Annotated in this window: 19 protein-coding genes and 1 pseudogene; 11 read left to right on the forward strand and 9 right to left on the reverse strand. The window is 77.4% G+C overall.

Translation table 11 applies throughout. From position 1 onward, the window contains the following. A pseudogene (locus tag VER05_RS04100) lies at positions 1–141 on the forward strand (PPOX class F420-dependent oxidoreductase); the annotation flags it as partial. A gap of 33 nt (positions 142–174) precedes the next feature. On the opposite strand, the gene VER05_RS04105 reads toward VER05_RS04100, so the two are convergent. The 7 genes from VER05_RS04105 to hisC all read right to left on the reverse strand — a co-directional run bounded on the left by VER05_RS04105 (position 175) and on the right by hisC (position 8624). Continuing rightward, complete coding sequence (locus tag VER05_RS04105; RefSeq protein WP_324844126.1) at positions 175–1743, reverse strand: dihydrolipoamide acetyltransferase family protein; 1569 nt, start codon at positions 1741–1743, stop codon at positions 175–177. A 63-nt stretch (positions 1744–1806) separates the two neighbouring features. After that, positions 1807–2784, reverse strand: a complete 978-nt coding sequence (locus VER05_RS04110) for an alpha-ketoacid dehydrogenase subunit beta (protein ID WP_324844143.1) — start codon at positions 2782–2784, stop codon at positions 1807–1809. Positions 2785–2795: 11 nt separating this feature from the next. Continuing rightward, complete coding sequence (pdhA, locus tag VER05_RS04115; protein WP_324844127.1) at positions 2796–3923, reverse strand: pyruvate dehydrogenase (acetyl-transferring) E1 component subunit alpha; 1128 nt, start codon at positions 3921–3923, stop codon at positions 2796–2798. Positions 3924–4152: 229 nt separating this feature from the next. Next, positions 4153–4593 carry a response regulator gene (locus VER05_RS04120; protein ID WP_414647549.1) on the reverse strand — a complete coding sequence of 147 codons (441 nt, stop codon included), beginning with the start codon at positions 4591–4593 and terminating at the stop codon, positions 4153–4155. Between the two features lie 2 nt (positions 4594–4595). Next, a complete protein-coding gene (locus VER05_RS04125; RefSeq protein WP_324844129.1) occupies positions 4596–6212 on the reverse strand; it encodes a sensor histidine kinase in 1617 nt (538 codons plus the stop codon). Then, positions 6209–7444, reverse strand: a complete 1236-nt coding sequence (locus VER05_RS04130; protein ID WP_324844130.1) for a PP2C family protein-serine/threonine phosphatase — start codon at positions 7442–7444, stop codon at positions 6209–6211. The genes VER05_RS04125 and VER05_RS04130 overlap by 4 nt, the downstream gene beginning before the upstream one ends. A gap of 115 nt (positions 7445–7559) precedes the next feature. Further along, the gene (gene hisC, locus VER05_RS04135) at positions 7560–8624 is read right to left on the reverse strand and encodes a histidinol-phosphate transaminase (protein ID WP_324844131.1); all 1065 of its coding nucleotides are present in this window, start codon (positions 8622–8624) and stop codon (positions 7560–7562) included. A gap of 135 nt (positions 8625–8759) precedes the next feature. Between hisC and VER05_RS04140 the strand changes: the two genes are divergently transcribed. The 3 genes from VER05_RS04140 to VER05_RS04150 all read left to right on the forward strand — a co-directional run bounded on the left by VER05_RS04140 (position 8760) and on the right by VER05_RS04150 (position 12038). Next, a complete protein-coding gene (locus VER05_RS04140; RefSeq protein ID WP_324844132.1) occupies positions 8760–9140 on the forward strand; it encodes a phage holin family protein in 381 nt (126 codons plus the stop codon). Between the two features lie 174 nt (positions 9141–9314). Further along, complete coding sequence (locus VER05_RS04145; protein ID WP_324844133.1) at positions 9315–10586, forward strand: hypothetical protein; 1272 nt, start codon at positions 9315–9317, stop codon at positions 10584–10586. 108 nt (positions 10587–10694) lie between these two features. Continuing rightward, complete coding sequence (locus VER05_RS04150; RefSeq protein WP_324844134.1) at positions 10695–12038, forward strand: hypothetical protein; 1344 nt, start codon at positions 10695–10697, stop codon at positions 12036–12038. Between the two features lie 215 nt (positions 12039–12253). On the opposite strand, the gene VER05_RS04155 is transcribed toward VER05_RS04150, so the two are convergent. Next, positions 12254–13819, reverse strand: a complete 1566-nt coding sequence (locus VER05_RS04155; RefSeq protein ID WP_324844135.1) for a methyl-accepting chemotaxis protein — start codon at positions 13817–13819, stop codon at positions 12254–12256. Positions 13820–14079: 260 nt separating this feature from the next. Here VER05_RS04155 and purB point away from each other — a divergent pair, with 260 nt between their 5' ends. Continuing rightward, positions 14080–15546 (forward strand): adenylosuccinate lyase, encoded by a 1467-nt coding sequence (purB, locus tag VER05_RS04160; RefSeq protein ID WP_324844136.1) that lies wholly within the window; start codon positions 14080–14082, stop codon positions 15544–15546. A 138-nt stretch (positions 15547–15684) separates the two neighbouring features. Here the strand turns inward: purB and VER05_RS04165 are convergent, their stop codons facing one another. Further along, positions 15685–16932 carry a glutamyl-tRNA reductase gene (locus VER05_RS04165; protein ID WP_324844144.1) on the reverse strand — a complete coding sequence of 416 codons (1248 nt, stop codon included), beginning with the start codon at positions 16930–16932 and terminating at the stop codon, positions 15685–15687. Positions 16933–16984: 52 nt separating this feature from the next. Between VER05_RS04165 and hemE the strand changes: the two genes are divergently transcribed. The 6 genes from hemE to VER05_RS04195 all read left to right on the forward strand — a co-directional run. Further along, entirely contained in the window at positions 16985–18139 is a 1155-nt protein-coding gene (gene hemE, locus VER05_RS04170) for a uroporphyrinogen decarboxylase (protein WP_324844137.1), read from the forward strand. Positions 18140–18192: 53 nt separating this feature from the next. Next, entirely contained in the window at positions 18193–19755 is a 1563-nt protein-coding gene (locus VER05_RS04175; RefSeq protein ID WP_324844138.1) for a protoporphyrinogen/coproporphyrinogen oxidase, read from the forward strand. Positions 19756–19822: 67 nt separating this feature from the next. Continuing rightward, the gene (gene hemC / locus VER05_RS04180) at positions 19823–20809 is read left to right on the forward strand and encodes a hydroxymethylbilane synthase (RefSeq protein WP_324844139.1); all 987 of its coding nucleotides are present in this window, start codon (positions 19823–19825) and stop codon (positions 20807–20809) included. Then, the gene (locus tag VER05_RS04185) at positions 20806–21795 is read left to right on the forward strand and encodes a uroporphyrinogen-III synthase (RefSeq protein WP_324844140.1); all 990 of its coding nucleotides are present in this window, start codon (positions 20806–20808) and stop codon (positions 21793–21795) included. Before hemC ends, VER05_RS04185 begins: the two co-directional genes overlap by 4 nt. A gap of 89 nt (positions 21796–21884) precedes the next feature. Beyond that, positions 21885–22841: a porphobilinogen synthase gene (hemB, locus tag VER05_RS04190; RefSeq protein ID WP_414647550.1), complete on the forward strand. Its 957-nt coding sequence runs from the start codon at positions 21885–21887 to the stop codon at positions 22839–22841. After that, positions 22838–23518, forward strand: a 681-nt coding sequence (locus VER05_RS04195; protein ID WP_414647548.1) for an aminotransferase class III-fold pyridoxal phosphate-dependent enzyme, incomplete at its 3' end; no start/stop codon positions are given. The genes hemB and VER05_RS04195, both read left to right, overlap by 4 nt.

A 23518-nucleotide genomic window follows, 5' to 3' on the forward strand; every position in this document is an offset into this window, starting at 1 on the left:
GGCGAGCACCCGGACTGGGACGAGTACCGCGCCGCGATGCGGGTGCAGGGCAAGAGCCTGATCCGGGTCACGCCGACCCGCTGGGGCCCGGTCGCCACGGGCGGCTTCCCGGCGGACGTGGCCGCGCGCCTGGACGGCTGACCCGCCGCGCCGGGTGGGGCCAACCCGCTGCGCTCAGCCCCAGACCAGCGCCTGCGCCGGGTCCTCGAGCACCGCCGCCACGTCCGCCAGCACCATCGAGCCGAGCGCGCCGTCCACCAGGCGGTGGTCGACGCTCAGCGCGAGCTGCGTGACGTGCCGGACCTTGATCTTGCCCTTGTGCACCCAGGGCTGCTCCCGGATCGCGCCGAACGCGAGGATCGCCGCCTCCCCCGGGTTGAGGATCGGGGTCCCCGTGTCGATGCCGAACACGCCCACGTTCGTGATCGTGATCGTGCCGTCGGACATGTCGCGGGGCGTGACCTTGCCCGCGCGCGCCGTGGAGGTCAGCGCGGCCAGGCCCTCGGCGAGGTCGTGCAGGCCGAGCCGGTGCGCGTCCTTGATGTTCGGCACGACGAGCCCGCGCGGGGTCGCCGCGGCGATGCCCAGGTTCACGTAGTGCTTGTAGACGATCTCCTGCGCGGCCTCGTCCCAGGACGCGTTCACGTCGGGGTGCCGGCGCACGGCGAGCAGCAGCGCCTTCGCGGCGATGAGCAGCGGCGTGACGCGGACGTCCGCGAACTCCTTGTCCTGGCGCAGCCGCTGGACGAGCTTCATGGTGCGGGTGACGTCGACGGTCTGGAACACCGTGACGTGCGGCGCGGTGAACGCCGAGGTCACCATCGCCTCGGCGGTGCGCTTGCGGACCGACTTCACCGGCACGCGGGTCTGCCGGCCGTCGGGCGACACGGTGCCGGACGCGAGCCAGGGCTGGTCGTCGGCGGGGTAGGTGGCGAGCACGCGCGCCTCGGCGGCGGCCTGGTGCGCGAGCACGTCCTCGCGGGTGACGATCCCGCCCGGGCCGGTCGGCACGACGGAGTCGAGGTCCACGCCGAGGTCGCGGGCGAGCTTGCGCACCGGCGGCTTGGCCAGCGCGCGGCGGCCGGAGACGGCGGCGGGCTCCCCGGTCGGCACGGCGCCCGGGCGCACGGTGGGCATGGCGGCGGGCGCGGACGGCGCGGGCGCGGCGGCGCGCGAGGCGCCCGGCCCGGCCGTCGCGGGCCGCACCGCGGCGGCGCCCGCGTCGGTGGCGTCCGGCCCGGCCGCGCCGGCGTCGACGTCGCCCTCGGCGGAGGTGAACCGGGCCCGGCGCGCGGTCGGCGCGGCCGCCGTGCCGTAGCCGACCAGGACGGCCCCGCCGGGCTCCTCGGCCTCGGGCTCGGCACCCGGCTCCGCCGCGGCCGACGCGTGCCCCGCCACCGGGGCGCCCGCCTGCACCGGGTCGGCGTCCGAGGTCGGCCCGTGCACCGGCACCTCGGGCCCGGCGCCGGGCGCGAGGTCCGCGGGCGCGTCCCCGGTCGGGTCGGTGTCGATCTCGATGATCGGGGTGCCGACCTCGACGGTCGTGCCCTCCTCGACCAGCAGCCGCGACACCACGCCCGCGAACGGGCTCGGCAGGTCGACGAGCGACTTCGCCGTCTCGATCTCGACGATCGTCTGGTTGATCGCGACGGTGTCGCCGACGGCGACGTGCCAGGCGGCGATCTCGGCCTCGGTCAGGCCCTCGCCGGCGTCGGGGAGGCGGAACTGCTGGAAGGACGGCACGGGCGGTGCTCCTCGGGGTGGTGCGGGCGGCGGGGTCGGCGGGGGGCGCGGGCGCCCGCGGGGTCAGGAGGCGAGCACGCGGTCGACGGCGTCCAGGACGCGGTCGAGCCCGGGCAGGTACTCGTGCTCCAGCTTGGCCACGGGGTACGGCGTGTGGAACCCGCCGACCCGGAGCACGGGCGCCTCGAGGTGGTAGAAGCACTCCTCGGTGACCCGCGCGGCGACCTCGGCGCCGGTGCCGTACAGCACCGGGGCCTCGTGCACGACGACGCACCGGCCGGTGCGGCGCACGGACTCCGCGACGGTGGTGATGTCCAGCGGCGAGAGGGTGCGCAGGTCGACGACCTCCACGCTGCGCCCCTCGGCGGCCGCGGCGTCGGCGACCCGCAGGGCCGTGGCGACGGTCGGGCCGTGCGCGACGAGCGTGACGTCGGTGCCCGGGCGCAGCACGCGCGCGCCGTCCAGGACGGAGGGCGCGGCCAGGGCGTCGGCGTCGGTGTCGACGTCGCCCTTCTCCCAGTACCGGCCCTTGGGCTCGAAGAACATGACGGGGTCCGGCGAGGCGACCGCCTGCTGGATCATCGTGTACGCGTCCTGCGGGTCGGACGGGCTGACCACGCGCAGGCCGGCGGTGTGCGCGAACAGCACCTCGGGCGACTCGCTGTGGTGCTCGACCGCGCCGATCCCGCCGCCGAACGGCACCCGGATGACGACCGGGAGGTTCAGCCGGCCGCGCGACCGGTAGTGCATCTTCGACAGCTGGGTCGTGATCTGGTCGAACGCCGGGAAGATGAACCCGTCGAACTGGATCTCGCACACCGGGCGGTAGCCGCGCAGCGCGAGGCCGATCGCGGTGCCGACGATGCCGGACTCGGCGAGCGGGGTGTCGACGACCCGGTCGGTGCCGAAGTCCTTCGCCAGCCCGTCGGTCACCCGGAACACGCCGCCGAGCGCGCCGATGTCCTCGCCCATGAGCATGACCTTCTGGTCGCGCTCCAGCGCGGCCCGCAGGCCCGCGTTGATCGCCTTGGCGAACGTCATCCGCTGCGTGCTCACCGGTGCTCCCCTCCCGCGAACGAGGCCTCGTACCGCTCGAACCACGCGCGCTCCGCGTCCACCACGGAGTGGGGCGTCGCGTACACGTGGTCGAACATCGTGCTGGTGGCCGGGCGGCCCAGGGACCGGACGAAGGTCCGGACCCGCTCGCCGAGCGCGTCGGCCTCGGCGGCGAGGCCGGCCCGAAACTCCTCGGACAGCTCGCCGGTCGCGGCGAGGTGCTTCTCCAGCCGGTCGATCGGGTCGCGCTGCCGCCAGTAGTCCTCCTCCGCCGCCGACCGGTACCGGGACGGGTCGTCGGAGGTGGTGTGGGCGCCCATCCGGTAGGTGAACGCCTCGACCAGGGTGGGGCCGCCGCCGGACCGGGCGCGCTCCAGCGCCTCCGCGGTGACGGCGTAGGTGGCCAGCACGTCGTTGCCGTCGACCCGGACGCTCGGCACGCCGAAGCCGGGGCCGCGCGCGGCCAGCGGGACGCGGGCCTGGCGCGTCGTGGGCTCGGAGATCGCCCACTGGTTGTTCTGCAGGAACAGCACCACCGGCGCGTTGTTCACGGCCGCGAACACCAGCGCCTCGTTGACGTCGCCCTGGGCGGTCGCGCCGTCGCCGAAGTAGGTGACGACCGCGGTGTCCCGCTCGGGGTCGCCGGTGCCGACCGCTCCGTCGCGCTGCACGCCCATCGCGTAGCCGGTCGCGTGCAGGGTGTGCGACCCGATCACCAGCGTGTACAGGTGGAAGTTGAACTCGTCGGGGTCCCAGCCGCCGTGGTCGACGCCGCGGAACAGCTGGAGCAGCTGCGTGAGGTCCAGGCCGCGGGTGTGCGCGACGCCGTGCTCCCGGTACGAGGGGAAGACGTAGTCCTGCGGGGCCAGCGCGCGGCCGGAGCCGACCTGCGCGGCCTCCTGGCCGAGGCACTGGGCCCACAGGCCGAGCTCGCCCTGCCGCTGCAGCGCGGTCGCCTCGGTGTCGAAGCGCCGCACGAGCACCATGTCGCGGTACAGGCCGCGCAGGGCGTCCGCGTCGAGGTGGGCGACCCGGGCGCTGTAGTCGGGGTGGTCGACGCGCTCGCCCGCGGGCGTGAGCAGCTGGACCAGGCCGTCGTCGGTGAGCGGACCGCTGGTGCTCACGCGTTCTCCTTCGGCTGGGGGGAGGCCCCGGACTTCCTCGGGGCCCTGGCTAACCTACGCCAGCGTAGGCTACGCCACCGTAGGTCCAGGGCCCCGGGCGCCGTCAAGACGGGCCCTCCCCCGTTGTGGGGTCCCGACAACCCCACCGTGGACCCGTCGCCGCCGCCGCGCACGACGACGGCCCGCCACCCCGGGCGGGGGCGACGGGCCGGTGCGGCGTCGGGCGAGGTCAGCGCTGCGGCAGCCGCACGACCTCGACGAAGAACTCGTCGATCTGCCGGACGACCTCGATGAACCGCTCGAAGTCGACGGGCTTAGTCACGTACGCGTTGGCGTGCAGCGAGTACGACCGCACCACGTCCTCCTCGGCCTCCGAGGTGGTGAGCACGACGACCGGGATGCTGCGCAGCGCGTCGTCGCCCTTCATCGCCTCGAGCACCTCGCGCCCGTCCATGCGGGGCAGGTTGAGGTCGAGCAGCACGAGGTCCGGCGTCGGGGCGTCGGCGTGCTCGCCCTCCTTGCGCAGGAACGCCAGGGCGCTGACGCCGTCGGAGACGACCGCCAGCCGGTTGGCGACCTTGTTGTCCTCGAACGCCTCCCGCGTCATCAGGACGTCGCCCGGGTCGTCCTCGACGAGCAGGACGTCGATCACCTTGCCGTTGCGTGCCACGCTCACTCCGATCCCTCGGCCGTCCGGCCGTCCTGGTCCTGGCGGTCGTCCGCCGGCTCGTCGACGGCCGGGAGCGTCCAGCGCACGCTGGTGCCCGGGCCGTCCGGCTCGCCGAGCCAGATCCGTCCGCCGTGGTACTCCACGATCTTCTTGCACAGGGCGAGGCCGATGCCGGTGCCCTCGTACAGGTCCTTGGGGTGCAGCCGCTGGAAGATCACGAACACGCGCTCCGCGTACTGCGGGTCGATGCCGATCCCGTTGTCCCGGCACTCGAGCTCCCACGAGTCTCCCACCCGCCGGGCGCTGATCCGGACCACCGGCGGCCGCTCGGGGTCGCGGAACTTGATCGCGTTGCCGACGAGGTTCTGCAGCAGCTGGACCAGCAGGGGCCGCTCGCCGCGCACGACCGGCAGCTCGTCGGACGTGACGACGGCCCCCGTGTCCTCGACCAGGTTCTCCAGGTTGCCCACGGCGTCCGCGAGCGCCGCGTCGAGCGGCACGTCCGCCAGCTCGCCGCCCAGCCGGCCGACCCGGGAGAAGCCGAGCAGGTCCTGGATGAGCTGCTGCATCCGCTTCGCGCCGTCGACCGCGAACGCGATGTACTGGTCGGCGCGCTCGTCCATCTGCCCGCCGTACCGCTTCTGCAGCAGCTGCGTGAACGAGGCGACCTTGCGCAGCGGCTCCTGCAGGTCGTGCGAGGCGACGTAGGCGAACTGCTCCAGGTCGCGGTTCGACCGGCGCAGCTCCTCCGCCTGCTCCGCGAGCCGGTCGTGCGCCTCCGCGATCTCGGCGCGCTGGGCCTCGACGGCCTGCACCTGGGCGACCAGGCCGAGCCGCATCCGCTCGACCGTGTCGGCCAGGTCGGCGATCTCGCCCGGGCCCGTCGTCCGCACCGGGTGGTGCAGGTCGCCCTCGCTCACCGCCCGCGCGTCGGCGGCCAGGGCGCCGAGCGGCTCGGCGATCCAGGAGCGCAGCGTCCGCCACAGGACGGCGCCGGCCACCGCGCCGGCGACCACCAGCGCGACGAGCGAGCCGATGACGACCCGGGTCCACATGGCCAGCGACGACGCGGCCTCGTCGCGGCGCTCGCGCAGCACCTCCAGGTAGTCCTGGACGGCGGTGCGGGTCTCGTCGAACAGCGCGCGGCCGCCCTCGATCTCCTCGGCGGTGACCGCGGCGGGGCCGCCCTCGGCGACGGCGGCGATCGTCGGCTGCGCGAAGTCGGTGTCCCAGCGCTCGGCGGCCTCGACCGCCGCCGCGGCGGCCTCCCGGACCGGCTCCGCGGCGCCGCCCGCGGCGACCGCGGCGAACGCCTCGGTCGCGTCCTGGGCGTTCTCGTACGGCTCGAGCGTGACGTCGAAGCCGGTGAGCGCGTAGCCGCGGACCGCGGTCTCGCCGTCGACCAGCTGGGTGTACGCCGTCTCGGCGTTCGTGATGGCGGCGAAGTACCGCTCGGTCACCAGGTCCTGGGCGTCGAGCATCCGCCACAGCGCGATGCCCGAGCCGACGAAGACCAGCGCCAGGACGACCCCCGCCGCGACGAGGGCGGTGGCGAGGCGGCGGCGCAGCGTCGTGCGGGGCCGCGCGGCGGGGCCGGCGGCCGGTACGGGTGCCGTCACGCGGTCGCCCCGCCCCAGCCGACCACGACGACGGCCGTGTCGTCGACGAGCTCGCCGCCGTGCCGCCGCCGCACCTCGCGCAGCACCTCGTCCACCGGGTCGCCCGGCGCGTCGGCCAGCACCCCGTCCACCAGCTCCAGCAGGCCGGTCTTGCCGATCCGCTCGTGGGTCCCGCTGATCGTCGCCTCCAGCACGCCGTCCGTGTACATCATCAGCCGCCACCGGTCGCCCAGGTCCAGCCGCCGGGGCCGCCAGGCGCCGTCCACCGGGATGCCGAGCGCGCGGCCGCGCAGCTCGCGCGGCAGCAGCTCCGACGGACGGCCCGCGGCGGGGTCGCCGAGCAGGAAGGGCACCGGGTGGCCCGCCAGGTACAGGTCGACGGAGGCGCGGTCGGGCGCGATCTCGACCATCGACATCGTGGTGAAGACCTCCTCGCGGGCCCGCTCCGACTCCAGCACCCGCTCGAGCAGGGGCAGCAGGTCGGGGGTCGCGGTGCCGGCGAGCACGAGCGTGCGCCAGGCCGTGCGCAGCACCGCGCCGAGCGCCGCCTCGTCCGGGCCGTGCCCGCACACGTCGCCGACGATCGCCAGGACGGTGCCGTCCGGCCGCTCGAACACGTCGTAGAAGTCGCCGCCGAGCACCCCGTCGCGGCCGGCGCGGTAGCCGACCCGCACCTCCAGGCGGTCGTCCTGGACGGACGGCCGCGGCAGCAGGGCGCTCTCCAGCCGGACCGTCTCCTCCGCGCGCACCATGCTGCGGTAGAGCTCGCGGTCCACGGCCTGCAGCCGGCGGCGCTGCACGGCGTAGCGCACGGAGCGGCCGAGCAGCTCGCCGTCGACCTCGCCCTTGACCAGGTAGTCCTGCGCGCCGGCGGCGACCGCCTGCAGGCCGGTCTCGGTGTCGGTGCGGCCGGTCAGCACGACCACGGCCGGGGCGCCGGCCGACAGGAGGGTCTGCAGCGCGCCGAGGCCGACCGAGTCGGGCAGGCCCAGGTCGAGCAGGATGCAGTCGACGTCCAGGTGCGCGGTCGCCTCGTCCAGCGTCCGGGCGCGCACCAGGCGGACGTCCAGGCCCGCGTCGCTGAGGTGCTCCTCGACCAGCAGCGCGTCCCCGTCGTCGTCCTCGACCAGGAGCAGCGCGATGGGTCCGCCGTCCAGGGGGTCGGCGGGGCGACCGGCGCGGCCGGGCCACGCGGGCGGCATCACCACGCCCGACGTCGTGCTCTCGGTCACCCCTCCACCTCTCTGCGCTCGTCGCAGCATAGGCGAGGCCCCGCCCGCCGCACGGCGGTCCGGCCCGGCCGGGCCGTCGGGTGACCTGCGGGCACGCCCGCCCGGGGGCGGCGCGTCAGTGACGGAGGTCTCGCGCGACGCGCAGCACCACGTCGGTCGCCTCGGGCTCGCCGACGCTGATCCGGACGCCGTCGCCGGCGAACGGCCGCACCAGCACGCCGGCGGCCGTGGCGGCCTCCGCGAACCGCGCGGTGCCGTCGCCGAGCGCCAGCCACACGAAGTTGGCCTGGCTGTCCGGGACCTCCCAGCCGTGCTCCCGCAGGCCCGCGAGCAGCCGGGTGCGCTCGCGCACGATGCCGTCGACCCGCTCCAGCAGCTCGTCCCGCGCCCGCAGCGACGCGACGCCCGCGAGCTGGGCCAGGTGCGACACGCCGAACGGGGTCGAGGCCGCGCGGATGCCGGCCGCCAGCCGGGCGTCGGCGACCGCGTAGCCGACCCGCAGCCCGGCGAGGCCGTAGGCCTTCGAGAACGTGCGCAGCAGCACGACGTTCGGGTGCGCGGCCAGCACCGCGAGGCCGTCCGGCGCCTGCGGGTCCCGCACGAACTCGACGTACGCCTCGTCGAGCACCACCAGCACGTCGCGCGGCACCGCGGCCAGGAACGCGTCGAGCTCGTCGGCGTGCACGGCCGGCCCGGTCGGGTTGTTGGGCGTGCACACGAGGACCACCCGGGTGCGCTCGGTCACCGCGGCCGCGAGCGCCGGCAGGTCCAGCCGGCCGTCCGCGTCGACCGGCACCGGGACGCCGGTGGCGCCCGCGAGCGTCACGGCGATCGGGTACGCCTCGAACGACCGCCAGGGGTGGACCACCTCGTCGCCCGCGTCGCAGAACGCCGACAGGATGTGGCCGAGCACCGCGACGGAGCCGCAGCCCGCCACCACCTGGTCGGCCTGCACGCCCAGGTGCCCGGCGACCGCCTCGACCAGGTCGGTCGCGTACATGTCCGGGTACCGGTTCACGTCCACCGCGCCGTCCGCGATCGCCGCCACCACCGACGGCAGGGGCGGGTACGGGTTCTCGTTGGACGACAGCTTGAACGCGGCCGCGCCGACCGGGACCCGGGCGCCCGGGACGTACGGGGGAAGGCTCGCGAGGGCGGGGCGCAGGGGGACGTGCTTCACGCCGCCAGGATGCCACCGCGGGACGCCCGCCGGGCGCGGGGGTCACGGGCTGGGCGGCGGCGCGCGCGGCGAGCGGGCGGCGGGTGCGTGGGGGTGGGGCTGCCGCGGGGCGCGGCTCGATGGCAGGATCGGCGCATGAGCTTCGTGCTGCGGGTCCTGATCAGCGGCGTCGCCCTGTGGCTGGCCGAGGTGCTGCTGCCGGGCATCTCGATCGTCGGCGCCGACACGACGTGGGGGCGGGTCGGCGTGATCCTCGCGGTCGCGCTCGTGTTCGGCATCGTGAACGCGATCGTGAAGCCGATCGTCACCATCATCTCGATCCCGCTGTACATCCTCACGCTGGGGCTGTTCACGCTGGTGGTCAACGCGCTCATGCTCATGCTCACCGCGTGGATCACGGAGCAGACCGACTGGGGCCTGCGGATCGACGACTTCGGCGACGCGTTCATCGGCGCGCTGATCGTCTCGGTCGTGTCGTTCGCGCTGAGCGTCGCGATCCCGCGCAGCCGGGACTGACCCGACCGCCCCTCCGCGCCGGACGTCGCCGCAGGTCACGGCGGCACCGTCACCCGGACGGGCGATATCACCCGCTCCCATCTGTTGCCTGCCCCGCCGGGCCCTCCTACCGTCGACGGGGTCAGGAGCCGCCAGAGACGGTGGCACCGCCACGGAGACTCAGGGGGAGTCGCCATGACAACGCGACCGGGTGCCGCACAGCGTGCGCGCTCGCTCGCGTCGCGATGGGCCCGTCGCGGCCTGTACGCGGCGGGCGGGCTGACGCTCGCCGGTGCCGCCCTGGTCGCGGTCGCCCCCGCCGCCTCCGCCGACGAGGCCCCGCCGCCCTCCTCCGGACCCGTCTCCTCGCTGCTCGGCGGCGTCGGGGACCTGGTCGGGGCGGTCGTGCAGCCCGTGACGGAGCAGGTCGTGGCCCCCGTGGTGCAGGCCGTGCTGCCGCCGGCCGCGGCGACCCCGCCGCCCGCACAGCCCGCCGCGCCGGACACCGCGCCGGCGCCCGCCGCGGCGCTTCCGCACCCGGCCGCTCCGGCGCACCCGCACCCGGCCGCCCCGGAGCACGCCGCGGAGGTCGTCGCCTCGACGCCCGCCGCGACGACGCCCGCGGCCGAGGCCCCCGGCCTGCTCGGCGGCGTGACGTCCGCCCTCGGCGACGGCCTCGTCGCGCCGGTCGTCGACGCCGCGTCCCCGCTGGTCGACGGCCTGGCCGAGGGCGTGGTGGCCCCGGTGGCCCAGGCGACCGCGCCCCTGGGACCGGTCCTCGCGCCGGTGACGACGGTCGTCGTCGCCCCGGTCGCGGACGGCGTGCTGGCGCCGGTGCTGTCCCCCCTGGCCCCGGCGCTCGCCCCCGTGGCCCCGGTCCTGGCGCCCGTCGTCACCCCCCTCGTGACCGGGGTGCTCGACCCCGCGCTCGGCGGCCTGGGCGGGACCCCCCTCGGCGACGCCCTCGCGCCCGTGGTCGGGGTGCTCCGCCCGGTGACCACGACCCTCGTGCCGCCGACCGTGACCCCGCCGACCGGCCCCGCCGGGCCCGGCTCCGCCGCCGTCGACACGACGGCCGACCCGGCCGGGCTCGCCGCGCTGCTGCGCTGGTCCGGCGCCGGCCTCGGCGTGGACGCCCCGTCCGGCACCGGCGGCGCCCCGGTCGCCACCGCCGCACGCGCCGCGGACCCGGTGGTCGCGGCCGCGGCCGGCACCGACGACGCCGCCCGGTCGGCGTCCGCTCCCGTCGGCGGCGGCGACCAGCCGGTCCCGCCCGCCCCGAGCGCGCCGGCCCCGTCCGGCACCGGCGCCGCCGGCAGCCCGCTGCGTACTCCCGCCGGCCAGGACGTCCTGGCGGTCCTCACGACTCTCGCGCTGGTCCTGGGCGGGTCGCGGCTCCTCGCCGTCGCCCGTGACCGCGTCGAGCTCCCGCTCCGTCTCCGCGACGTCCCCGTCTTCCCCGCCTGAGTCGGGCCCCGGCGCCCGCGGCACCCGTGCCGCCGCGCCCCACGGGCCCTCGCGCCGCACGCCGGCGCACCGACTCAGTAGCAGGGGAAGACCATCATGCACAGGAACATGAGGCGAGCGGTCCACACCGCTCTGCTGACCGGCGGCCTCGTCGTCGCCGGGGCCGTGTCGGCCTACGCCACCGACGACGACGGCCTGCTGTCCGGCCTCGGGATCGAGGCGCCCGTCGACGTCTCCGTGGACGTGACCGGCCTCGCCGCCGGCGTCCTCGGCGACGCGTCGACGACCACCGCGCCCGCCGGGCCGGAGGCGACCGCGCCGACCGCCGCCGTCGGCGGGGGGAGCTCCGAGGGGGTGGCCTCCGGCACCGCCGTGGCCGCCCCGGTGAGCATCCCGGTCGACATCGACGGAGTCGCCCTCGGCGTCCTCGGCGACGCCACCACCACCGGCACCGGCACGACGCCGACGACCGGCACCACCGCCCCGACCGCCACGGTCGAGAGCGGCGACACCGACGGCATCGCCACCGGCACCGGCATCGCCGCCCCGGTGAGCATCCCGGTCGACATCGACGGGCTCGCCCTCGGCGTCCTCGGCGACGCCACCACTGGCACCGGCACCGGCACGACGCCGACGACCGGCGAGTCCGGAGCGCCCACCGCCACGGTGGGCGGAGGCGACTCCGACGGCCCGCTCGCGGGCACCGGCGTCGCAGCACCGATCAGCGTCCCGGTCACGATCGGCGACGTGGCGCTCGGCCTCCTGGGCGACGCGTCCACCACGTCGACCGGCACCCGCACCGCCGGCACCGCGACCGACGCCCCGACCGCCACGGCCGGCGGCGGCGACTCCGACGGCCCGCTCGCGGGCACCGGGGTCGCGGCACCGATCAGCATCCCGATCACGATCGGCGACCTCGCGCTCGGCCTGATCGGCGACGCCACCACCACGTCGACCGGCACCGGCACCACCGGCACCGACGCCCCCACCGCCACGATCGGCGGCGGCGACTCCGCGGGCCTGCTCTCCACCCTCGGCATCGCCCTGCCGGTCTCGGTGCCGATCACGATCGGCGACCTCGCGCTCGGCGTCGTGGGCGAGGCCGCGGTCGTCGACCCCGGCACCGGCACGGACGGGACCGGCACCGACCCCGGCACCACCGACCCCGGTACGACCGGCCCGGGCACCACGGACCCGGGCACGACCGGCCCGGGCAGCACGCCCGGCGCCGACGACGGCACCACCACCGTCGCCGACGTCACCTTCACCTCGGGCGTCCTCGCCGCGGCCGACCTGGCCGCCGCCCTGGACCGCTCGGCGCCGTCGGCGGTGACCCTCCCCGCGGCCCTGGCCCCGACGGGCGGTCCCGCCGCCCTGACCGTCCTCGCCGCGCTGGGCCTGGTGGGCCTCGGCCTGCTGCTCCGCCGCATCCCGCGGGTGGTGCTCACCTGACCGCCCGCCGCTGAACCCGTCGGCCGGCGGCGGATGCGGGTCCTCCGCCGGCCGACGGACCTCGTGGTCCGCAGACCCCGCAGCTCGGGGCGGCTCTCGCTGACGCCGACCCCGGAACCGAAGGAGAGGAGTGGAACCGGCCACCGCGGCCGGCGACGGGTGCGGGCCCGTCGCCGGCCCGCGGCACGCCCCGGGGGCGTCCGCGGACCGCGGCGTCAGGAGGCGCGGAAGGACCGCGCCATCTCGCGCTGCTCGTCGAGCACCTCGCCGATCCGGGCCTGGACCTCGTCCATGCGCCGGATCGTGGTGCTGACCGACTCGATGCCGCGGGACACGGCGGCGGTATTCGCCTGGATGTCCGCGACCTGCTGCTCCACCCGGGACGTCGCCGTGGAGGTGCCGCCCGCGAGGTCCTTGACCTCGGTGGCGACGACGGCGAACCCGCGGCCCGCCTGCCCGGCCCGGGCGGCCTCGATCGTGGCGTTGAGCGCGAGCAGGTTCGTCTGGTCGGCGATCGAGGAGATGACCCGGATGACGTCGCCCACGGCGGAGGACGACGCCTCGAGCGTGCGGACCTCCTCGGCCATGGCGGCGGTCTGCGCGACCGCCTCCTCCGCGACCCGCACGGCCTCGGACGCGCTCTCCGACAGCCGCGCGACGCTGCCGAGCAGCGCCTCGGACGCGCCACGGTCCCGCTGGGCCGCCCGGAGGATGTCGACCCGCTGGGACACGAGGCGCGCGACGTTGCGCAGCGAGCCCCGTCGGCTGTCGGTGAGCTCGATCGTCTCGGTGGTGAAGAAGTCCATGGTGCCCAGCACCTCGTCGCCCACGATGACGGGGATGCAGACGCCGGACCGGACGCCGGCGCGCTGCGCGGCGGGCGCACGCACGCAGTCGGTGAGCTCGCCGAGGTCGCGGACGAACACCAGGTCCCGCGCGCGCCAGGCGCGCCCGGCCAGCCCGACGCCCTCCGCGAAGCTCGCGGCGAGCGTGACCCGGCGGAACTCCTCCCCCGCCGTCCCGGACTCGACCTGGAACCGCAGCACCCGCGCGGCCGGGTCGACGGCCCAGTAGGAGCCGTAGTCCCAGCCGAACTCCTCCCGCACGGTGTCGAGCGCGACGCGCAGCGCCTGCTCCTCGTCGGTGCACGCGCCGACCTTCGCCACCGACGTGGTGACGGCCTGCTGGTCGCGTGCCACCTGGGCGATCGCGTCGGCGGCGCGCCGGGACTCGAGGGCCTGCGAGACCGTGCGGGCGAGAACGTCGAGCACCAGGACCTGCGCGGGACCCTCGGCGCGCCGGTCCGTGGACAGGAAGTCCAGCACGGCGACGACCTCGCCGTGGTGCCACAGCGGCATGGTCATCGCGCCGCGCGCCCCGGCCCGGAGGAACGCCTCGCCGCGGCTGCAGTTGGTCGCGTGCTCGTGCAGGTCGGCGACCGGCAGCACCCCGTCCCGCTGCCACGCGAGACCGCACAGCCCGACGCCCTTGGGCATGCGGTAGCCGGGGCTCATCTCGGTCAGCTCGCGCGACAGGTGCCCGGTCTGCGCGACGAACACCAGCGCGCCCTCGCCCGGGTCCACCCGCCAGGCCGACGCGTAGTCGAAGCCCAGCGCGCCCCGGATCGTCTCGACGATGTCCGCCAGCTCGCCCGACGCGCCGCGGCCGGTCTGCGCGCCGAGCGCTCGGACGACCTCGTCCAGCGCCCGGAGCTCCCGCTCGACCCCGGCGTCCTGCGCCGGCGCGCCGGCCCGGTCCCGCCGCCCCCTCAGACCCGCCATGTCCGTACCCCTCGCTGCTGTGCCCGCGCGCCCCTGCGTCTGCTCCGCACGGCTCCCCTGAGTGGCCTCCGCATCGGCAGGCGCGGCGCCCGCGTGAGGGTTCGGGCGAGCGCGGTCCGGCGCCCGGACGCCCGGCGTCACCCGCCCGCGCGCCCCGGTCGGGCCACCCGCGGCCGCCTGACCAGCCGCGACGGGCGACGACCGTCCGCCGCGCGCCCCCCGCGGATCACCCGGATGCGCGTCGTGGGAGGATGCGGCCCATGCCCGCGCACGAGAGCAGCCCGTCCGCCGCGCCCGCCGCCCGCACGTCGCTCGCCGACGTCGAGCCGCCGATCGCCCTCGGCCCGCTCGACGGCCGGTACCGCCGGACCGTCGCGCCGCTGGTCGACCACCTGTCCGAGGCCGCGCTGAACCGCGAGCGGGTGCACGTCGAGGTCGAGTGGCTGATCCACCTGACGACGCACGGGGTGGTCCCGGGCGCCCCGGTGCTGTCCGACGCCGAGCAGGCCTACCTGCGGGCCGTGGTGACGGACTTCGGCGCCGGCGACGTCGCGCGGCTGGCCGAGCTCGAGCGCACCACCGTGCACGACGTGAAGGCCGTCGAGTACTTCCTCAAGGAGAAGATCGCCGAGGCGCCGTCGGTGCTCGGCGATGGGACGGCGCTGCCGTCGGTGTCCGAGCTCGTGCACTTCTGCTGCACCAGCGAGGACATCAACAACCTGTCGTACTCGCTCATGGTCCGCGGGGCGGTGCGCGACGTGTGGCTGCCCGCGGCGGCCGGCCTGGTCGACGACCTCGCGGCGATGGCCCGGGACCTGGCCGACGTGCCGATGCTCGCGCTGACGCACGGCCAGCCCGCGACGCCGACGACGCTCGGCAAGGAGCTCGCGGTCCTCGCGCACCGGCTGCGCCGCCAGCTGCGCCGCGTCGAGGGCGCCGAGTACCTGGGCAAGCTCAACGGGGCCACCGGCACCTACGGCGCGCACGTCGTGGCCGTGCCGGGGGCCGACTGGCCGGAGGTCAGCCGGACGTTCGTCGAGCACCTCGGCCTGACCTGGAACCCGCTGACCACGCAGATCGAGTCGCACGACTGGCAGGCCGAGCTCTACGCCGACGTCGCGCGGTTCAACCGGGTGCTGCACAACCTGGCGACCGACGTGTGGACCTACATCTCGCGGGGCGTGTTCACCCAGATCCCGGTGGCGGGCGCGACCGGCTCGTCGACGATGCCGCACAAGGTCAACCCGATCCGGTTCGAGAACGCCGAGGCGAACCTCGAGCTGTCCTGCGCCCTGCTCGACACGCTCGGCGCCACGCTCGTCACCAGCCGCCTGCAGCGCGACCTCACCGACTCGACCACCCAGCGGAACATCGGCCCGGCGTTCGGGCACTCGCTGCTCGCGGTCGACAACGTGCGGCGCGGCCTCGCGGCGCTGTCGGTGGACCGGGACCTGCTGGCGCGCGAGCTCGACCAGAACTGGGAGGTCCTGGGCGAGCCGGTGCAGTCGGCGATGCGGGCCGCGGCCGTCGCGGGCGTCACCGGCATGGAGAACCCGTACGAGCGGCTCAAGGAGCTGACCCGCGGCCGCCGGCTCACGGCGGACGACATGCGCGGTTTCATCGCGGGCCTCGGCCTCCCGGCCGACGTCGCGACCCGCCTCCAGGAGCTGACGCCAGGCACGTACACGGGCGTGGCGTCCGACCTGCTCCGCTACCTCGAGGACTGACCCGGGCAGTCGACGCCGAGATAGGACCTCCGCGCCGAGATAGGACCCGACACGGACCTATCTCGGCGGAACGGCCCTATCTCGGCGTCGAGCCGGGCGTCCCGGGCCGGGGCGTCCCGGTCCGGCGCACGCGGCCGCTCAGCGCGGGGCGAGGGCCGGGCGGGGGACCTCGACCGCCGCGAGGTCCGCCAGGGCCGCGGCGTAGGCCGCGGCGTCGCCGGCGGCCGCCGCCTCGCGGGCCCGGACCGTCGGGGCGTGCAGCGCCGCGCGCACCCGGCGGCGCAGCGAGCGCGCCTCGCGCTCGTCGAGCCCCTCGACCGCCGCGGCCAGGTCCTCGTGCACGCGCCGGCGCTCGGCCAGGACCGGCGGGTTCCACTGCCGGGTGCGCAGGTCGCGCTCGAACGTCGCGGCCTGCTCCTCGACGAGCGCGCGCGCCTCGGCGACCGTCGCGGAGTGCCCGTCGGGCGCCTGCTCGGCGACCGTCGTGAGGCTGACCAGCCGGACGCCGGGCAGCTCGCCGACGGCGGGGTCCACGTCGTGCTGCAGGGCGAGGTCGAGCACGGCGAGCGGGCGGGCGCCGAGGGCGGCCTCGGCGGACCGCGCGCGGATCAGCGCGTCGACGTCGAGCACCGCGCCGGAGGCGCCGCTGCACGCCACCACCAGGTCGACCCCGGCGAGGCTGGCGGCGAGGTCGTCGGTCGCGGCGGTGACCCCGCGCTGCGCGGCGAACTGCCCGGCGCGGCCGCTGGCCGAGTACACGAGCACGTCCTGGCAGCCGCGGGCCTTGAGCGCGGCCAGGCTCGCGCCGGCGTAGGAGCCGGTGCCGATGAGCAGGCAGCGGACGTCGGACCAGTCCGGCAGGCCGTCCTCGACCAGGTCCAGCGCGACGCCCACGACGGAGCGGCCGGCGGCGCCCAGGCCGGTGCGGCCCTCGACGGCGCGCGACGCCCGGGACGCGGCCTGGAACAGGCCCTCGAGGTCGGAGGTCGTGGTGCCGTCACGGCGGGCGGCGGTCAGCGCGCGGCGCACCTGGCCCGCGATCTCGCGCTCGCCGACGACCATCGACTCCAGGCCGGAGGCGACGGCGAACAGGTGCTCGACCACGCGCGGGCCGGTGGCCGGGGCGAGGGCGTCCGCGACGCGCCGCGGGGTGTACCCCGAGCGGGCGGCCACGGTGCCGGCGACGGCGGTGCGGGCGGCGTCGGCGTCCGCGGCGTCGGCGACGTCGAGGTACAGCTCGAAGCGGTTGCAGGTCGCCAGGACGACCGCCCCCGCGATCGACTCCGAGGCCGTCACGATCTCCCGCCCGACGGCGTGGGTGTCGGCGGACAACCGCTCCAGCACGGACAGGTCGAGGTCGTGATGGCTGGCCACCAACGACAGCATCACCACGCCAAGAATTTAATCACTCCAGGGAAGACGGGGCACAATCGTCTCGATGTCGACTCCGTCACGCCCCGACGCGCCCGCGAGCGCCCCGGCGACCCCCGCCCCCGCCCTCCCGTCGCTCCCGGACGGCACCGGCCTGCCCGCCGACCACCCGCTGGTGGACGGCCGCACGGCGCACGCGCCGCTGGTGGACGCGTACCGCGGCCGCACGCCGGTCCGCCGCCCGGTGTGGTTCATGCGCCAGGCCGGCCGGTCGCTGCCGGAGTACCGGGAGGCCCGCAGGGGCACCGCGATGCTCGACGCCTGCCTGACCCCGGACCTCGCGTCCGAGATCACGCTGCAGCCGGTGCGCCGGCACGGCGTCGACGCGGCGATCTTCTTCTCGGACATCGTCATCCCGCTGCGGCTGGCGGGCGTGGACGTCGACATCCAGCCCGGCGTCGGCCCGGTCATGGGCGCGGCCGTGCGCACCGCGGACGACGTGGCCCGGCTGCGCGCCGAGCACCCCGCGGAGTCGCTGACCGCGGAGGTCCTCGCGCCGGTGGTCGAGGCGGTCCGCCTCACCACCGCCGCGCTCGGCTCGACCCCGCTGATCGGGTTCGCGGGCGCGCCGTTCACGCTCGCCGCCTACCTGGTCGAGGGCCGGCCGTCCCGCGACCACCTGGCCGCGCGGACGCTCATGCACGCGGACCCGGCGACCTGGGCGGCGCTGACGGAGTGGGCCGCCGACGTCACCGGCGCGTTCCTGCGGGCGCAGGTGCTGGCGGGGACCAGCGCGGCGCAGCTGTTCGACTCCTGGGCCGGCTCGCTGTCCCTCGCCGACTACACGGCGCGCGTCGCGCCCGCCTCGACCCGCGCCCTGGCCCACGTGGCCGACCTCGGGGTGCCCCGGGTGCACTTCGGCACGGGGACCGGCGAGCTGCTCGCCGCGATGCGCGACGTCGGGGCGGACGTGGTGGGCGTCGACCACCGGATCGGGCTGGACGAGGCGGTCCGCCGGCTCGACGGCCGGGTCCCGGTGCAGGGCAACGTCGACCCGGCGCTGCTCGCCGCGCCGTGGCCGGTGCTGGAGGCGCACGTGCGCGACGTGGTGGCGCGGGGCGCCTCCGCCCCGGGCCACGTGGTGAACCTCGGCCACGGCGTGCCGCCGGAGACCGACCCCGACGTGCTCACCCGCGTCGTGGCGCTGGTGCACGAGCTCTGAGGTAGGGGTCCGAGCCGGCCCCCCGGGACCCCCGGGCGCGGCAGGCTGGGCGGATGAGGAAGGACGCGATCACGGACGACCAGGACCGGGCAGCCGGCACGACGCGCGACCCCGAGGCCGCTCCCCCGGGCGGGGCGTGGGACGCCGTCGTCGTGGGCGGCGGCGTCGCGGGGCTCGTGGCCGCCCGCGAGCTGGCCCTGGCCGGGCTGCGCCCGCTGGTGCTGGAGGCCTGGCGGTCGCCCGGCGGCGTCGTCGGCCGGCACGAGGTCGACGGCCTGGCCCTCGACGCCGGCGCCGAGTCGTTCGCGACCCGCGGCGGCGTGGTCGCGGCGCTGGCCGAGGAGCTGGGCCTCGCCGACCGCGTCGTCACGCCCGAGAAGCACGGCGCCTGGGTGCGGCTGCCCGGCGGCGCCGGCCCGCTCCCCCGCACCGGCCTGCTGGGCATCCCGGCCGACCCCTGGGCCCCGGACGTCCGGCGCACGATCGGGCTCGCGGGATCGCTGCGCGCCGCCCTCGACCGCCTGCTGCCCGCGCGCGTCGGCACCGCCGACGGCACGACCCTCGGCGCCCTGGTGCGCGCCCGGGCCGGCCGCCGGGTGCTCGACCGGCTGGTCCGGCCGGTCGTCGCCGGCGTGCACGCGGCCGAGCCGGACGACGTCGCCGCGGACGCGGTGGCCCCGGGCCTGGTCGCCGCCGTGCGCCGCGAGGGCTCGCTCGCCCGCGGCGTCGCCGCCCAGCGCGCGCTGGCCCCGGCGGGCTCGGCGGTCGCGGGGTTCCGGGGCGGGCTGCACGTGCTCGTCGAGGCCCTGGTCGCCGACGTCGTCGCGCGCGGCGGGTCGGTGCGGACCGGCGCGTCCGTCCGCGCCGTGGCGCGCGCCGGCGACGGGTTCGCCGTGACGGTCGACGGGCCGGCCGGGCCGGCCGGTTCCGACGGGCCGGGTGCCGCGACCCTGACCACCCCGCGCCTCGTGGTCGCCACCCCGGGCGCCGTCGACCTGCTGGCCGGGGTCGCCCCCGGGCTGGCCGGGCTCGCGACCGACCCCGGCGCGGACATCGTGCTCGCGACGCTGGTGCTCGACGCCCCCGAGCTCGACGCCGCCCCGCGCGGCACCGGGGTGCTGGTCGCCCGCGGCGTGGCCGGCGTGCGGGCCAAGGCGCTGACGCACGCCACGGCCAAGTGGGCGTGGCTGGCCGAGGCGGCCGGGCCGGGCCGGCACGTCGTGCGGCTCTCCTACGGGCGGGCCGGCGACGACGCGGGCGCCGGGGACGGCGTGCCGCGCGACCTCGACGCGCTGACGGACCTCGCGGTGCGGGACGCCGCCGCGGTCCTCGGCGTGCCCCTGCGCCGCGAGCAGGTCCGCGCCTCCGCCCGGGTGCGCTGGCGGCAGGGGCTGCCCGTGCCCAGCGCCGCGCACCGGGAGACCGTGCGCCGGGTCCGCGACGCCGTCGCCGCCGTGCCCGGGCTCGCCGTCGTCGGCGCGTGGGTGTCCGGCAACGGGCTCGCCTCCGTCGTCCCCGACGCCCGGGCGACCGCGTCGGCGCTGGCCGCGGCCGCGCCACCCGGCGCCCCCGCCGGCGCCCCCGACCCCGCCCGCACCCCACCCCCGGAGGCCTGACCCCGTGCACCGCAGCCCACGACCCGCGGTTTCGACAGATCCGCGCGGGGTGGCCGAGACTGGGGGCATGCCCCAGACGGTCCGGGTCGGCACCCGTGCGAGCGCGCTCGCCCTCACCCAGACGGGGCACGTGGCCGACGCGCTGACCGCCCTCGGCGCCGGCCCGCACGAGCTGGTGCGGGTCCGCACGGACGGCGACCGGCTCACCGGCTCGCTGGCCACGCTGGGCGGCACCGGCGTGTTCGTCACCGCCCTGCGGGACGCGCTGCTCGACGGCCGCTGCGACGTCGCGGTGCACTCGTTCAAGGACCTGCCGACCGCCGTGGCCCCGGGCCTGGTGGTCGCCGCCGTGCCGCTGCGCGAGGACCCGCGGGACGCCCTGTGCGCCCGCGACGGGCGCACCCTGGCGACGCTGCCGGAGGGCGCCGCGGTCGGCACCGGCTCGCCGCGCCGCGCCGCGCAGCTGCGGGCGGCGCGGCCCGACCTGCGGGTGGTCGACATCCGCGGCAACGTCGACACCCGGCTCCGCCGGATCGAGGACGACCTGGACGCCGTGGTGCTCGCCCGCGCGGGGCTGGCCCGCCTCGGCCGGCTGGACGCCGTCACCGACGCGCTGCCGTTCGACGTGATGACCCCCGCGCCCGCCCAGGGCGCGCTGGCGGTCGAGGTGCGCGCCGAGGACGCCGCCGCGGGCACCCCGCTCGCCCGCGCGCTCGCCGCGCTGGACCACCGCCCGACCCACCTGGCCGTGCTGGCCGAGCGCGCGCTGCTCAGCCGGCTCGAGGCGGGCTGCGCCGCGCCCGTCGGCGCGCACGCGCGGCTCGGCGCGGACGACGTGCTGCACCTGGAGGCGGTCGTGCTGCGGACCGACGGCACCGAGGCGCTGCGCCGCACCGCGTCGACGACGCTGGCCGGCGGCGCCGCGGGCCCCGCGGACGCCGACCCCGCCACCGCCGCCGGGCGCGTCGCGCTCGCCGCCGCCGCGCTCGGCACCCGGCTCGCCGAGGACCTGCTCGGCGCGGGCGCCGCCGAGCTCGCGGAGCTCGGGGCGTGACCGGCCCGGCCCCGGACGGCACCCCCGCGACCGCGCCGGCGGTGGACGCCCTCCCCGCCGGACCGCTCGCCGGCCGCACCGTCCTCGTCCCCCGCGCGACCGACGGGCCCGACCCGCTCGTCATCGCCCTGCACGCCGCGGGCGCCGAGCCGCTGGTCGTGCCGCTGATCCAGACCGTCCCGCCGTTCGACCCCACCGAGCTCGACGACGCGCTGCTCGCGCTCGAGGTCGGCTACTACGGCTGGGTCGCGGTCACCAGCGCCGCCGCGGTGCCGGTGCTCGAGGACCGCGCGGAGGAGACCGGGCACACGCTGGCCGGCCTCCTCGACGGGGTCCGGGTGGCCGCCGTCGGCGGCAGCACGGCCCGGGCGCTGCGCGAGGCGGGGGTGCGGGTCGACCTGGTGCCGACCGGGCGGTCGTCCGCCGTCGCGCTGCTGGCCGCCTGGCCGGCCGCGGGCGCGGAGCCCGCCCGGGTGCTGCTGCCGCTGGGCGACCTCGCCGCGCCGACGATGGCCGAGGGGCTGGCCGCGCGCGGCTGGCCGGTCGACGTGGTCGTCACGTACCGCACCGTGCCCGGGCCCGCCCCCGAGCCGGAGGTGCGCGACGCCTACGCCGCCGGGCGGGTGGACGCCGTGCTGCTCACCTCCGGCAGCACCGCGCGGAACCTCCTGGCGATGCTCGGCGCCCCGCCCGCGGGCACGCTCGTGTGCTGCATCGGGGACTCGACCGCCGCGGAGGCGCGGCGCGCCGGGCTGCCCGTGCACGCGGTCGCCGAGGACCAGACCCCGGGCGGCCTGGTGGCCGCCCTCGCGCGGGCCGCCGCGGAGCGCGCCGCCGACCACGACCACCACCCCGGGGACGACGCCCAGGACGCGGGCGCCCCCGCCCCCACCGACGACAGCCCGGCCGCGGCCGATCCCGCCGCGCCGGGCGACACCCCCGCCGCCGCACCCCGGGCGGCCCACCCGGACGGAGAGCACGCATGACCGCACCCGCACCCGACACCCCCACCCTGCCCCTGTCGCCCGCCGCGGCCGTCGCCGCTGCGCGGCCGGGGCGGGTCCGCCCCCGCCGGATGCGCGGCTCCGCCGCCCTGCGCCGCTCGGTCAGCGAGGTCCGGCTGCACCCGGCCGACCTGGTGCTGCCGCTGTTCGTCAAGGAGGGCCTCGAGGAGCCGGCGCCCATCGCGTCGATGCCCGGGGTCGTGCAGCACACGCGCGACTCGCTGCGCCGGGCCGCCGCCGAGGCCGCCGCGGCCGGCGTGTCCGCGGTCAACCTGTTCGGCGTCCCCCTGTCCCGCGACGCGGTCGGCTCCGGCGCGACCGACCCGGACGGCGTGCTCAACCGCGCCATCGCGGACGTGCGGGCCGAGGTCGGCGACGCGCTGGTGATCCAGGCGGACCTCTGCCTCGACGAGTTCACCGACCACGGCCACTGCGGCGTGCTCACGGCGGACGGCCGGGTGGACAACGACGCGACGCTCGAGCGGTACGCGGAGATGGCCCTGGTCCAGGCCGAGGCGGGCGCCCACATGGTCGCGCCCAGCGGCATGATGGACGGCCAGGTCGGCGTCATCCGGGACGTGCTGGACGCCGCGGGGCGGGACGACGTCGCGGTGCTCGCGTACGCCGCCAAGTTCGCCAGCGTGCTCTACGGGCCGTTCCGGGACGCGGTGGAGTCGACGCTGGAGGGCGACCGCCGGACCTACCAGATGGACCCCGCCAACCGACGGGAGGCGCTGCGCGAGGTCGCCCTCGACATCGAGGAGGGCGCGGACCTCGTCATGGTGAAGCCCGCGGGCGCGTTCCTGGACGTGCTGGCCGACGTCGCCGCCGTGAGCACCGTGCCGGTCGCGGCGTACCAGGTCTCGGGCGAGTACGCGATGGTCGAGGCGGCCGCCGCGCAGGGCTGGCTGGACCGCCGGCGGGCGATCACGGAGTCCGTGCTCGGCATCCGCCGCGCGGGCGCCGACCAGGTGCTGACGTACTGGGCCGTCGAGCTGGCCCACTGGCTGCGGGAGGAGTGGCGGTGACGGACGTGACGAGCACGAACGAGGGGCTGTTCGACCGGGCGCGGGGCGTCGTCCCCGGCGGGGTGAACTCGCCGGTGCGGGCGTTCGGGTCCGTCGGCGGGGCGCCGCGGTTCCTGGCCTCCGCCCGGGGCGCGTACGTCACGGACGTCGAGGGCCGCGAGTACGTGGACCTGGTCGGGTCCTGGGGTCCGGCGCTCCTCGGGCACGCGCACCCGGAGGTCGTCGAGGCCGTCCGCGAGGCCGCCGGCCGGGGCCTGAGCTTCGGCGCGCCCACGCTGGCCGAGGTCGAGCTCGCCGAGGCGGTCCGCGCCCGGGTGCCCGCGGTCGAGCGGCTGCGCCTGGTGTCCACCGGCACCGAGGCGACGATGACCGCGATCCGGCTGGCCCGCGGCGTCACCGGCCGGGACACGGTCGTGAAGTTCGCCGGGCTCTACCACGGGCACTCGGACGGCCTGCTGGCCGCCGCGGGCTCGGGCCTCGCGACGTTCGCGCTGCCCGGCTCGGCCGGCGTGCCCGCGGCGATCGCCGCCGAGACGATCGTGCTGCCGTACAACGACGTGGCCGCCGTCGAGGCCGCCTTCGCGGAGCACGGCCCGACGATCGCCGCGATCATCACCGAGGCCGCGCCCGCGAACATGGGCGTCGTCCCGCCGGGGCCCGGCTACAACGCCGCCCTC

The organism is Cellulomonas sp. (assembly GCF_035634735.1).
In the GTDB taxonomy this organism is placed as follows: domain Bacteria; phylum Actinomycetota; class Actinomycetes; order Actinomycetales; family Cellulomonadaceae; genus Cellulomonas.

Bases quoted from the DNA above. Each gene is read 5' to 3' on its own strand.
- VER05_RS04110 (WP_324844143.1), bottom strand. From the start codon at position 2,784: ATGACGTTCGCCAAGGCGATCAACGCGGGCCTGCGGGCCGCGCTGGAG.
- VER05_RS04140 (WP_324844132.1), top strand. From the start codon at position 8,760: ATGAGCTTCGTGCTGCGGGTCCTGATCAGCGGCGTCGCCCTGTGGCTG.
- VER05_RS04145 (WP_324844133.1), top strand. From the start codon at position 9,315: ATGACAACGCGACCGGGTGCCGCACAGCGTGCGCGCTCGCTCGCGTCG.
- VER05_RS04150 (WP_324844134.1), top strand. From the start codon at position 10,695: ATGAGGCGAGCGGTCCACACCGCTCTGCTGACCGGCGGCCTCGTCGTC.
- VER05_RS04155 (WP_324844135.1), bottom strand. From the start codon at position 13,819: ATGGCGGGTCTGAGGGGGCGGCGGGACCGGGCCGGCGCGCCGGCGCAG.
- purB (WP_324844136.1), top strand. From the start codon at position 14,080: ATGCCCGCGCACGAGAGCAGCCCGTCCGCCGCGCCCGCCGCCCGCACG.
- VER05_RS04165 (WP_324844144.1), bottom strand. From the start codon at position 16,932: ATGCTGTCGTTGGTGGCCAGCCATCACGACCTCGACCTGTCCGTGCTG.
- hemE (WP_324844137.1), top strand. From the start codon at position 16,985: ATGTCGACTCCGTCACGCCCCGACGCGCCCGCGAGCGCCCCGGCGACC.
- VER05_RS04175 (WP_324844138.1), top strand. From the start codon at position 18,193: ATGAGGAAGGACGCGATCACGGACGACCAGGACCGGGCAGCCGGCACG.
- hemC (WP_324844139.1), top strand. From the start codon at position 19,823: ATGCCCCAGACGGTCCGGGTCGGCACCCGTGCGAGCGCGCTCGCCCTC.
- hemB (WP_414647550.1), top strand. From the start codon at position 21,885: ATGCGCGGCTCCGCCGCCCTGCGCCGCTCGGTCAGCGAGGTCCGGCTG.